Raw genomic sequence first — 11696 nt, forward strand, 5'->3', positions numbered from 1 at the left:
GATCGCGCCCTCACTCGTCGTCGAGTGTTGCGACGACTTGACCCGGCTCCACCGGATCACCGTCTTCTACCAAAAAGGCACTGAGGCGACCAGCCGTCCCGGCGGTCAGTTCGGAGAACTGCTTCATGACCTCGATCAGGCCAATTACCGTGTCGGCGCTGACCTGCGCGCCGACCTCGACGAAGTTCGCCGATTCCGGGGTGGCTTTGCGGTAGAAGGTCCCCGGCAACGGGGTGATTACAGTGTGTTCAGCCATGTCTGTTCCTCTTGGAATAGTTGTAGAAAGGCAGGCAAAAAGTGAATCGGTGGGCAAACCCTGGCGTCTGTGTGCCAGGTGTTTTCGTTCGGTCTCAGCGCGGTGCTCGGACCTCTATGCCCGCGCCATCAAGTGCATGACGCGTGGCTTCGACCAACGCCAGGGCACCCGGCGTGTCGCTGTGCAAACAGACGGAATCGAATTCAATCGCCAGGTCTTCGCCCTCGACGGTGCGCACCACGCCTTGTTGGCAAGCACGGAGCACTCGCTCGGCGACGTGGGCCGGGTCGTAAGCCCGCACGTTGCGGGTGAAGACGATGGAGCCGCTGAGGTCGTATTCGCGGTCAGCGTAGAACTCGCGGATCACCGGATGGCCGAGTTCCGTGGCAACCCGCCAGATCACCGAATCGGGCATGCAATACAACAGCAACTCCGGCTCCAGGCGCTGGAGGTTTTCCACCAGCAAACGGGCGGCCTCTTCGTCTCGGGCCAGGTGCATGTAGAGCGCGCCGTGGGGTTTGATGTGTTGCAGGGCCACGCCTTGAACCCGGGCAAGTTCACGCAGGGCGCCCAACTGATAGAGCATGTCGTCGACCAGTTCCTGGGCCGGCGCATTGATGTGCCGACGGCCAAAACCAACCAGGTCGCGAAACCCCGGATGCGCGCCGATGGCCACGCCCAGGCGCTTGGCCTGCTCGACGGTGCGGCGCATGGTGCTAGGGTCGCCGGCATGAAAACCGGTGGCGATGTTGGCCGAACTGATAAAGCCCATCAGCTCATTGTCGACGCCATCGCCGATGGTCCAGGGGCCAAAGCCTTCGCCCATGTCCGAGTTGAAATCTACTGCCTGCATGACGCTTGCTCCCGACGCTTGTGACTTCATGCAGGCCAAGTTAGATTCCCCCCAACCCCTTGGGAAGATCTATTATCAGATAGGCCATCTTCTGAAAAACAGATACCTCGTCGCCCGGAGTGCTCATGTCCCTGACCCTGCGCCAAGTCCGCTATTTCGTCGCCACCGCCGAGATCGGGCAAATCTCTCAAGCCGCGATTCATCTGAATATTTCCCAGTCGGCGGTGACCACGGCGATCAAGGAACTGGAAGGCATCCTCGGCACGCTGTTGTTCCAGCGCTCGGCCCAGGGCATGAGCCTGACCGACGCCGGGCGGCACTTTTTGAATCGGGCCTACGTGATTTTGCGCAGCGTCGATGACGCGTTGAACAGCCCGTTGCCGGACATCCGCGCCAGTGGCGTGTTGCGCTTGGCGGCGAGCTACACGGTGATCGGTTATTTCCTGCCGCACCATTTGCAGCGCCTGGAACACTGGCATCCGGACGTGGCCATTGAAGTCCATGAACAGGAACGCCAAGCGATTGAACAAGGCTTGTTGGAAGGTCGTTTTGATATGGCCGTGGTGCTCACCGCCAACCTCACGCACCCGGACATCGTTTCAGAGATTCTCTTCAACTCCGAACGGCGGTTATGGCTGCCCAGCCACCATCCGTTGTGCGAACGCTCGGCGGTCAGCCTCGCCGACGTCGCAAAAGAACCCTACATCCTGCTGACCGTCGACGAAGCCGAACAAAGCGCCATGCGCTACTGGGAACATGCTCATCAGCAGCCAAACGTGCGGGTGCGTACCAGTTCAGTCGAAGCGGTGCGCAGCATGGTCGCCAATGGCAGCGGCGTGGCAATCCTCTCGGACTTGGTGCACCGCCCCTGGTCACTGGAAGGAAAACGCATCGAAACCCTGACAGTCACCGACAAGGTGACGCCGATGAGTGTCGGACTGGCGTGGCATCGCGAGCGCGAATTCAGCCCGGCGATGCAGGCGTTTCGTAACTATTTCCACGATGCATTTTTGGCGCCGCAACAGCTGTCTGCGCGACGCTGAAAACAGCGAAAACCATGTCCTCCTTTTGTGGATTTACGATGAGAGCTTTGGGCCATTTCCGGTCTGTTGTGACGGGAAGATTTTGGCCGTTTTCCGCCCGTCACGAATGACCGGTTGAATCCACAGTCGATTGCTGCCCTTCGCCACAGACGGCAATCGGCCCGGAAGCGGAGATCGAGATAGCAAACTTCAAAGGGGCCAAACACTGAGACCGTTGGCTATTTAAGCAGCGGCTCCTTAGAACTTTTCCCTATTTATCTGTCTATGTGGATAGGCACATCCGCTCGGTAAGCGCGAACCCGCAGGCTTCCCGCACCCAGATGGCCACACGCCCAATTGTCAATCAGAGGTTGACTTCGCTCATGAAATTCCATGACCCACGGATGCTGCTCATCGGCCTGTTCGCGTTCGCGGCAGTGGGCTCGGCATCAGCAACACAGATGAAGACCTCAACCCCTGATTTCGCAACTGAAGTCACAGCCGTTCAGGCTCCTGTCCAGGCCGCCGGCAACCCTTGGCCGACCTTGGCCAGTATGGCCGGCAAGCAGCCAGGGCCGTTGCTTGCCCATGACGACCGATATTGGCATGACGGCCGTTGGCACGATCGTAGAGACGATTGGCGCCGAGACGACTGGCGTAGAGATCAGTGGCGTAGAGAGCAAGCCCGCCGAGAAGCTGAACGTCGTGATTGGGAGCGCCACCACGATCGGGCCATGCGGCACGGCTACGAGGACGATCGCCGCTACTATCGTCGCTAGTGCGAAGCCACGGGATTATCCGCCTGCAACACCTGCGACTTATCCGGCCAGAAGGACACTCAAAAACTCAACCGCGTATCAGGTAGGCTCCTGACGGAACCCGATGTCGCAGCTTCTTGCACTTGCCGGGTGCGGGCTGATGCCCGGGCGGGCGATCAGGAAACCAGATTCGGCATTTACCCGGTGGCGGCCAATGGCCGCGGGGGATCTGAACCTCATCGTACGCGGGCTCTGGCTCGACGGAAGCCACTGGCAATTCTCCTTCAGGCAGTGACCTGCCAGCCGTCGGCGAATCCGATACTGTCTCTGCGTTTGCGTTTGCGTTTGCGTTTGCGTTTGCGTTTGCGTTTGCGAAGTTGCCAGCGTTGGATTGTTCAGCAGCGGCCATTTCTGCTTCGCGGCGCCTTTTGGCCTCTTCTTCGAGCCCTTTCTGTACGGCGACCAGGTCCTCTTTGGCGTTGGGTGAGGTATTCGAAGCCTTGGCCTGCTGCGCCGCCTGAATCAATTGGAAGTTGCGGTTGCGTAACTCGACGTTAGGGCCAACCCGCATGTTCGAGCGCGCCGCCAACGTTTCTGCCTGCTGGTACTGCCCCTGCTGAAGACGCAACACACCAAGGTAATGCAGCGTCGCGGGATTGTTCGGCTGGATATGCAGGGCACGCTCCAGCGTGGCAGCGGCTTGGTCCAACTGGCCATTTTCGTACTGCCGCGAGGCAGTTTCGATTAGCGTGGTTGATGCGCTGTTACTTTGCGAGGGCGCTCTTCGCTCGGCAGCAACCGAGCAAAGCGACGCGACGGCGCAGAACGCCAGGAGGAGACCCGGCAGAAAACTCTTGGTTGGCATCAGGGGGCGGACTCGGATGATCTCGGACGGCTCTGCCGTAAAACAGGCCACCAGCGCTGCTCGGCATCGCCGATACAGGGCCCCTGTTGACCTGGCCAGTACCCTGAAGTTCCCGCTGCAACTGTCATTGCGGATGGCGTGGAATTCGCAGGCCACCGCAACCCGTCTGATTTTTTACCACCCCACCCTGTCGACTCACGACTCGCCGTCAACAAGTCTCACTCTGTGGCAGTCAGACGGTCCAAGTTTTTGACCGCTTGATGAGCGAACATCAATCGGCATCAGGGGCTGGCCGGACTCGTTGTCTATCAGCATAGAACGCGTCTCCTGCGGCTCGAACAGAAAACGTTCGCCCCACTGCCTCATGCTGACCACAACCGGAAAGATCTCCCGTCCTTTGTCCGTAAGGACGTACTCCTTGTAGGCGCTTCCATCTGACGCCGGTCGAACGTCGAATACCCCGACCTCGACCAACGTTTTCAGCCGCGATGCCAGAATATTTTTGGCCACGCCCAAGCTCTTTTGAAATTCGCTGAATCGGCGAATGTCATCAAAAGCGTCGCGGATGATCATGAGCGACCATCGATCCCCAATTGCCTCCAGTGTCCTTGCTACCGGGCATTCGCTGCGTTGCGGTGAAGCATCTTCGACCATCTTTTTTGACCTTCCGGAATGTGGATTTGCCAAGTATGCCCACCAGCCTGGCGCAATGTGGTTGCAATTTAAAACCTGATTAGGCAACAATTGAATCTAGTCCTTAATTGAAACCAGTTTAACGCCATGGAGGTGTACATGACAGCAGATGCCGACTCAGCCACCAAACGGTTCTCCAGGCAGCCTTCGGAATTGCTGCATTCGGATACCGGGGAAAGCAGCAGGACCGACCGGCCTCCGGGGCTTTCCCCGTCGCTCACGTTATTGTTTTCTGTCACCTGCGCACTTGCAGTAGCCAACGTTTACTTCGCGCAACCGTTACTCGATTCAATGGCTCAGAGCCTGGGCGTGGCCTCATCAATGATTGGAATTGTCGTGACTGCTACTCAGGTTGGTTACGCGCTGGGGTTGCTGTTCATCGTCCCACTGGGCGATTTGGTAAACCGTAAACGGCTGATTTTGACTCAGGTAGTGCTGTCTGCGGTTGCACTCGCGGCGGTCGGCGCAGCACAGCAATGGCTGGCCCTGTTGGGTGCCATGATCGTGATGGGCTTACTGGCAGTGGTTGTTCAAGTACTTGTGGCATACACCGCCGTGTTGGCAACGCCATCACAACGGGGGCAGACAGTGGGAACCGTCACCAGTGGAATTGTCCTGGGCATTCTTCTGGCGCGGTTTACCTCTGGCCTGATTGCGGACATCGCGGGCTGGCGCGCCGTTTACTTCGTGTCCTCAGGATTGATGCTGACCATCGCGGCGGTGCTGTGGAAAGTGGTTCCTGTCACAGCGCCGCCAAGGCACCAAGACTCCTACCTGGCGCTCATAAAGTCGGTCTTCAAACTCTTCATCAGCGAACGCACTTTACGCGCCAGGGGCCTTCTGGCCTTACTGATCTTTGCCGCTTTTTCCGTGCTGTGGACATCCATGGTGCTGCCGTTGAGCGCCCCGCCACTGTCGCTTTCACACACGGCCATCGGCATGTTTGGATTGGCCGGCGTCGCCGGTGCCCTTGCTGCCAGAAGAGCCGGTCGCTGGGCCGATCAAGGCCTGGGACAACGAGTTACCGGCATTTCGCTGGGGCTCCTGACGCTTTCCTGGTTGCCCATCACTTTTGCCGAGACGTCCTTGATCGCGCTGGTCTGCGGAGTGGTCTTGCTCGACTTCGCGGTGCAAGCAGTACACGTCACCAACCAGAGCCTCATTTTTGCTGCACGACCCGACGCCCAAAGTCGCATGGTCGGCGCATACATGTGCTTCTACTCGGTCGGTAGTGCGCTGGGGGCGGCAGCCGCGACCCAGGTTTATGCGCTTTGGGGCTGGATAGCAGTAAGCCTGCTGGGCGCCTTGATCAGCGCTACTGCCTTGGTTCTGTGGTTTCTCACGCTTCATTTTTCAACGACCCATCAAGGAAGATCAGCATGAAAGCCTGGCACCTCCTACTTTCAGTACGCGGGCACCGGGCCTTCTCATGCTGATTGTCTGCGCCAGGTGCCGGGTGATGTGCCGAACTGGCGTTTGAATGCGCGACTGAATGCAGCTTCGGATTCGTAGCCAACTGCAAAGCCGATTTGCGCCACATTACCGCGACCTTCGCGCAGGTGTTGAGCCGCCACGTGCATACGCCAGAGCGTGAGGTATTGCATCGGTGGCTGTCCGACCAATGCCGTGAATCGCTCCGCGAATACCGAGCGCGACATGCCCACTTCAAGCGCCAGGGCTTCTGCCGTCCAGCCTTCGGTTGGACGGGCATGGAGCAGCGCCAGTGCGCGCCCGATATGCGGATCCCGCAAACCCGCCAGCCACCCGCGCCGTTCAGCGGGGAGGTTCGCGACATACTGGCTGACGGCTTCGACGAACAGCAATTCGGATAACTTGGCGATGACCGTTGTCGAGCCGACGCGCCCCGCCGCGATCTCACTGACAGCGAAACGGAATGAGCTTTCAATCCAGGCCCCCGAAGCCGTCGCGCGCACGTCTAACTTCAATAAGGATGGCAGCGACGAAAGCAACGGACTGAACGGAGTTTCAGAGCCGAGGAATCCGCACAATAACTGTGTGGCCTCGCCGTCCCCGCCGTACTTGATTCGTGAAATGCCGCCGACTTCCGGCGGCTGAATAACCTCGCGCGCCGACATGGGCGCAATGCTTAGATCACTGCCAAAAGTGTGAACGTCATTGCGAGGAAGCAGAATGAGTTCGCCTGCCCGTACGTCGAGGGTGGCGCCATCGTCGATTCGCAATTGCATGTGCCCCGCCGCGACAAAATGCGACGCAATGATATGTCGAGGTGCCGCCAGGAACGGTTTGCAATCGTCCGCTGAGATTCTTCCACTGATGCACCAGGGCGCAGTGAACTCCGCCTCGAGGAAGACCCCTCCAGACAGCCGAATCACACGCAATACATCAGATAGCGCATCCAGCAATTGCCAGCCCTCCTTTCCGGAGTCCGGAGCATGTAATCAGGGGCACTGGTCATTCACCGCCTGAACTGCGAGGCCCAGATTAGCACCAACGCGGACACTGTGATCGAGGCGATCCCCAGATGCTTCACCACTGGTCATTGACTCCCGCGTTAACCGTAATTGGCCCACTCCAACTCGACCACGGAAGCCGGAGATCAATATGAACACCGCAGCGACCCTACCCAGCTCAGATTCGGGCAACGCCGCCCGTTATGCTCAACTTGTCAGATCATCGAAGAAAGCGGAATGGCAGATCGATCGCGATTTGCTACAGGACCGCAGCTTCGACTTCTCGCGCAAATTCTTGCCCGATGGACTATCGCGGATCGACCGCCTGACCTTTCTCGCCGCGGACGAGGCGCGCCTGCTCAGCCAGATTCAGGGTCGAACCTATGCGTATATCTTTGGCCTGGTCGAGCGTTTTATCAGTGCCAAAATGCTCGATCAAGGTCGGGCCCACGTATTTGACGATCAGCTCGCACTCGAAGCGCTGGTGCGCTTTTCCAACGACGAGATCAAGCATCAGGAGCTGTTCCGGCGCATTGAGACGATGATGGGTACGCAATTGCCAGCGGGATATCGTCAAGTTGCTGATCCAAACGATGTGGCGCGCGCGGTACTGGCGGCCAGCACCTGGTCGGTTCTGGCGCTGACCTGTCATATCGAGCTGTTTGTTCAGACGCACTACGTGCAAAGCATCGCCCCGCACGAGGAGTTGTGCCCACTCTTCAAGGATGTCTTCAAATTTCACTGGAAGGATGAAAGCCGGCACGTCGTACTCGATGAACTCGAGTGGGAGGCGGAGCACGCGAAACTCTCGCTAACCGAGCGCGACCAGGCAGTGAACGATCTGATTGCGCTGGTGGCGGCCGTCGACGCAATCCTGCAGGCACAATCGGCATCCGATGCCGACTACTTCATTCGAAATGTTTCACGATCGTTCAGTGTCGATGAGACAGCGCAAATCAAAGCCTCCGTGCTGAGCGCCTACCGCTGGCAATACATTAACTCGGGCGTGCAGCATCCACACTTTGGCCGGCTGCTGACGCGCATGACAACTCCTGCACAGCTGTCCAGGATTCAGACCGCACTGGCACCCATCATGAGCAATTGATCGACAGGGGGCGACCGACCGCGCGTCGGTCGCGCTACGGTGCGATGACGTGCTGAAAATGATTGATTGAGGAAGGCAGCCATGACGATTCCGATGTGGATGCTGCTTGGATTTGCGACCTGGACTTTGCTGCTGTTGATGGCAACCGTCGGGGTGTATCGCTGGGTCAGAATCCTGTTCTCGAATGTTCCGATTGCTTCTTTCCGAAGCGATCAGCTCGAAGGCGAGGATTGGTATCGGCGCGGGACAAGAGCACACGCGAACTGTGTGGAAAACCTGCCTGTTTTTGGCGTCATCGTGTTGGTGATTTCAGCCCTTGGTGTCGACGGCCCTGCAGTGAGCTACTTGTCGATAATCGTCCTGATCGCTCGCGTGTGTCAGTCTCTGGTTCACGTATCCCATGTGCAAACCGATACGTTCGTGGCGGTTCGGTTTACCTTCTTTTGCGTGCAGTTGGTCTGCTTTCTCGCACTCATTGTTATAGCCGCTTGTTACGGCGTATGAAGACACAAACCAGGGGCGATTTTTTCGTACAAACCCTGGACCGTGCTCAAGCCAGAAGTTCGGTGATCCACCGGGCCTGTCGGGCGATGTCTTGCACCTTCTCCTCGGGCACGGCCTGCCGCGCACGGGCAAAGTGGGTCAGGGTCTTCTGCTTCTCGCGCAGTATGCGCCGCCACTTGATCAGGAACGCCGGGCTGCGTGCCTGCATCTGCAGCGGGCCGAAGTACAGCTCCTCGGCGGTGTACGTCACCGGCCCGGCGCGCTCGGCGACGATGATTTCATAGTCGAAGCGATTTTCCCGCAACAGTTCCTCGCAGAGGATGCGGTAGCCATTTTCCATCAGCCATTGGCGCAGTGGCTGCTCGCCGCCGTTGGGCTGCAGAATCAGGCGCTCCTGGCCGCTCAGGCGTGCCTTGCCGCTGTCGAGGATGTCGCGGATCGTCTCACCGCCCATGCCGCAGATGCTGATCGCCGTGATCCCGTCTCCCGGCTCGATCGCCGCCAGACCATTGGCCAGGCGCACGGTGATCCGCTGGTCCAGGTCGTTCTCGCGCACGGTGCGTTCGGCCGAGTGGAACGGCGTCAATGCCACCTCGCCGGCCACCGCCGCCGCGATCGCGCCACGGCGCATCAACGCCACCGGCAGGTAGCCGTGATCCGAGCCGATATCGGCCAGGCGCGCATCTGCTGGCACATGCGCCGCCACGCGCTCCAGGCGCTGGGACAATGTCTGTTCGTTCAACCGCCGTTCCTTTTTCAGTGTCCGCGTCAGGTCGATATCAGCAGGTAGCGAAAGGCGCAAGCACCTGTGGTATTGCCATACCCACGTTGAGAGAAATTCCCCATAAATGGGCTGTATTACCCGCATCCAGTTTCAACTTTTTCGATGGAGAACTGACCACAGAATCAGGCTGCCCCGTCGGCGGGGGATTATAGGCTGTTAATTTTTTTGGCACAGAGAATGCTGTGTGTTCACTAGTTGCCTTGAAAAACACCTGCGCCGCAGATCAGGCGAGCAATGCCAGCCCTTCCGAGGAGTCACTTTCATGCGCATCGAGCCGCTAATCCTCACGCTGGTACTCATTCTTTTCATTTTTACGATAGGAACAGCCTGGAGTCTTATCAACTTATTCAGCAGTTAAGAGTCAGTGGGAAGCATTCATGGACAGGCGGGGGACAGAAACGACAAGCCCCGCAATGTGCAGGGCCTGTCTGCTTAAGCGTGTTGCATGTGTTTGATATGTCGCTTGACTGCGGTTAGCGAATCACCGGCCTCTTTGACAGCTGATCTGATCTCATCCTTGGAAGCCCCAAATTTTTCAGCCCAATACTTGAGTTCTGTGCTGTCTTGTATGTTGATTCTGATCGCGTCGGTGCCGCGTATAGGCTTTCGCTTTTCCATCGGACTCTCCATGTCATGTTTAGGGTGCAAAACCAGAATAGCCGGTTGAGTAAGGCCGCGTTGGCTTTTGTGAAAATTCCGTGAATTATGCGAACAGCGATATGCGGTTGCCGATCCGTTGGGCACAAGATCACGCCGGGCCGACATCCAGTCATGCAGAGCTTCAATGTCGCAGTTTCAAGGCTTGATCTGGCCCTGATTGGCGCACAAAGAGCCCAGCCCGAGCAGCAGGGCCGAACGCTTGGGTTTCAGGTACGACTCGATCCGCGTCAGTGTGCAAGGCGCCAGGGCTTGCAATGCCGCTGGAAGCGGTTCCTGGACAAACAGCAGGCCCGGCGTATCGGCTACGCTGCCGGCCTGCGACTCGGTGATCGAACTGACGGGCCGCCCCATGTAATAGACCAGGCGAATGTCCGCAGCTCCCAAGCTATAGGTCGGGAAGTTTGGGTACGCGTCGGTGGCGGCCTTTATCTGCGCAAATCCGTCGATCCGATGGGCGAACACCCGCCCTTCAAGACCCAAGTAGAACAGCGTGTATCCCGCCAGTACCACGGCCGGAACAATGCGCAGACTCCAGCGCTGCCAAGGGTGCCGGGCCTGGGTCAGCAGTTGGCTCCAGTGCCAGGCCAACAGCAGGGCGATGGCCGGGTAGATAGGCAACAGGTACTTGGCGTGCTTTTCGGTGAACAGCGAGAACAGCAGCAGCGGCACCAGAATGCAGCACAGCAACAGGGTCAGCTGCGGGCTCAGGCGGATGGCGTGCCAGAGTTGCCGCGGCCGTACCAGCAATATCAGCCAGAAGGGAAAGAAATCCCCAGCCAGATACAACAGATAGGCATACCAGGCTTCTGCCCCCTGGCCATTGATTTTCTTGACGATGTCTTCGTTGAGGATGGCCGACCAGACGCCCCAGCCCTCCTGCATCGACACCGCCAGATACCAGGAAATCCCGACCAGCACCGCAAGTATCCAGCCCCAGCCGTCACACAGAAAAGCTCGGGCCAGACGATCGCGGCTGATCAACGCATAGACCAGTATCGGTGCGGTCACCCACAACAGACAGACCGGCCCCTTGGTCAGCAAGGCACAGCCGAGCAGCCCATAACTGAGCCAGACCCAGCTGCGACCGCCTTGCGCGAACAGAAAGCGCCCTGCACAAAACAGCGCCAGCAGACACAGGCTGGTCAAAGGCATTTCGATTTCTGCCCGGCGGGCAAACAGGCTGAACCCGGCATTCGCCGCCAGGAACACCACAGCCAGCAGCGCCACTTGTCGCCCGGCGAATGCACTCGCCTGGCGATACAAGGTCAGACAACACAGCGTCGCAAACAGCGCCGAAGGCAGGCGCACGCTCCATTCGGAGAGGCTGCCCAACAGTGACGTGCTGACCAGGGCCAGCCAATAGAACAGCGGCGGTTTGGACAGGTACAGCTCGCCGTTCATGTACGGCAACAGCCATTGGCCAGCCTCGTGCATTTCCCGTGTCGTAACGGCGCGCCGGGCTTCATTGACGCTCATGAACGGCAAACTCCCCAGCCCCCAATAAAACAGCAGCAGGAGCAACACCGCCACACCCAGGGTTGGCCAGTCCAGCGCGCGCCGCGCGGTTTGCATCGGCAGGAATGCCACGCCTTCTCTACTCATACACGCCTTACTCCTTCCCCAAGATGCACGAAAATACGTGAGTCTGCCCAACAGGTCAGCTCATCGTGTTTTCGTGAACTAATAACAACGTATTGCGCCTTCACGTAAGTTCCCGCTGGTTTCCAACGGGACACGAAGTGTAGCCAAGGCTGTAGAAAAGTT

At 58.5% G+C, this 11696-nt stretch carries 13 protein-coding genes; 5 read left to right on the top strand and 8 right to left on the bottom strand.

Going from position 1 to position 11696, the window contains the following annotated elements:
* Nucleotides 1-10: 10 nt before the first annotated feature.
* Both ACYZTZ_RS17295 and ACYZTZ_RS17300 read right to left on the bottom strand, forming a co-directional pair.
* Nucleotides 11-256 (bottom strand): acetyl-CoA carboxylase, encoded by a 246-nt coding sequence (locus ACYZTZ_RS17295; protein WP_095079351.1) that lies wholly within the window; start codon nucleotides 254-256, stop codon nucleotides 11-13.
* A gap of 94 nt (nucleotides 257-350) precedes the next feature.
* Entirely contained in the window at nucleotides 351-1109 is a 759-nt protein-coding gene (locus ACYZTZ_RS17300; protein ID WP_461999133.1) for a 5-oxoprolinase subunit PxpA, read from the bottom strand.
* Nucleotides 1110-1234: 125 nt separating this feature from the next.
* Here ACYZTZ_RS17300 and ACYZTZ_RS17305 point away from each other — a divergent pair, with 125 nt between their 5' ends.
* Nucleotides 1235-2152: a LysR family transcriptional regulator gene (locus ACYZTZ_RS17305; protein WP_047882404.1), complete on the top strand. Its 918-nt coding sequence runs from the start codon at nucleotides 1235-1237 to the stop codon at nucleotides 2150-2152.
* Nucleotides 2153-2514: 362 nt separating this feature from the next.
* Nucleotides 2515-2910: a hypothetical protein gene (locus ACYZTZ_RS17310; RefSeq protein ID WP_082555888.1), complete on the top strand. Its 396-nt coding sequence runs from the start codon at nucleotides 2515-2517 to the stop codon at nucleotides 2908-2910.
* Between the two features lie 67 nt (nucleotides 2911-2977).
* Here the strand turns inward: ACYZTZ_RS17310 and ACYZTZ_RS17315 are convergent, their stop codons facing one another.
* Nucleotides 2978-3754 (bottom strand): tetratricopeptide repeat protein, encoded by a 777-nt coding sequence (locus ACYZTZ_RS17315; protein ID WP_461999134.1) that lies wholly within the window; start codon nucleotides 3752-3754, stop codon nucleotides 2978-2980.
* 195 nt (nucleotides 3755-3949) lie between these two features.
* Nucleotides 3950-4408, bottom strand: coding sequence for a winged helix-turn-helix transcriptional regulator (locus tag ACYZTZ_RS17320; RefSeq protein WP_461999135.1), 459 nt, complete (start codon nucleotides 4406-4408; stop codon nucleotides 3950-3952).
* A gap of 138 nt (nucleotides 4409-4546) precedes the next feature.
* On the opposite strand from ACYZTZ_RS17320, the gene ACYZTZ_RS17325 reads away from it, so the two are divergent.
* A complete protein-coding gene (locus tag ACYZTZ_RS17325) occupies nucleotides 4547-5830 on the top strand; it encodes an MFS transporter (protein WP_461999136.1) in 1284 nt (427 codons plus the stop codon).
* Nucleotides 5831-5874: 44 nt separating this feature from the next.
* On the opposite strand, the gene ACYZTZ_RS17330 is transcribed toward ACYZTZ_RS17325, so the two are convergent.
* On the bottom strand, nucleotides 5875-6831 hold the full coding sequence (locus tag ACYZTZ_RS17330) for an AraC family transcriptional regulator (RefSeq protein WP_461999137.1): 957 nt from the start codon (nucleotides 6829-6831) through the stop codon (nucleotides 5875-5877).
* Between the two features lie 199 nt (nucleotides 6832-7030).
* Between ACYZTZ_RS17330 and ACYZTZ_RS17335 the strand changes: the two genes are divergently transcribed.
* Both ACYZTZ_RS17335 and ACYZTZ_RS17340 read left to right on the top strand, forming a co-directional pair.
* Nucleotides 7031-7984, top strand: coding sequence for a hypothetical protein (locus ACYZTZ_RS17335; RefSeq protein WP_461999138.1), 954 nt, complete (start codon nucleotides 7031-7033; stop codon nucleotides 7982-7984).
* An 81-nt stretch (nucleotides 7985-8065) separates the two neighbouring features.
* Nucleotides 8066-8488: an MAPEG family protein gene (locus ACYZTZ_RS17340; protein ID WP_461999139.1), complete on the top strand. Its 423-nt coding sequence runs from the start codon at nucleotides 8066-8068 to the stop codon at nucleotides 8486-8488.
* Between the two features lie 46 nt (nucleotides 8489-8534).
* Here the strand turns inward: ACYZTZ_RS17340 and ACYZTZ_RS17345 are convergent, their stop codons facing one another.
* The 3 genes from ACYZTZ_RS17345 to ACYZTZ_RS17355 all read right to left on the bottom strand — a co-directional run bounded on the left by ACYZTZ_RS17345 (nucleotide 8535) and on the right by ACYZTZ_RS17355 (nucleotide 11534).
* Nucleotides 8535-9230: a tRNA (adenine(22)-N(1))-methyltransferase gene (locus ACYZTZ_RS17345; RefSeq protein WP_461999140.1), complete on the bottom strand. Its 696-nt coding sequence runs from the start codon at nucleotides 9228-9230 to the stop codon at nucleotides 8535-8537.
* 474 nt (nucleotides 9231-9704) lie between these two features.
* Nucleotides 9705-10037: a DUF3606 domain-containing protein gene (locus tag ACYZTZ_RS17350; protein ID WP_461999141.1), complete on the bottom strand. Its 333-nt coding sequence runs from the start codon at nucleotides 10035-10037 to the stop codon at nucleotides 9705-9707.
* Between the two features lie 30 nt (nucleotides 10038-10067).
* A complete protein-coding gene (locus ACYZTZ_RS17355; protein WP_461999142.1) occupies nucleotides 10068-11534 on the bottom strand; it encodes an ArnT family glycosyltransferase in 1467 nt (488 codons plus the stop codon).
* Between the last annotated feature and the right edge of the window lie 162 nt (nucleotides 11535-11696).

The sequence above is a fragment of the Pseudomonas sp. LB3P58 genome (assembly GCF_054897895.1).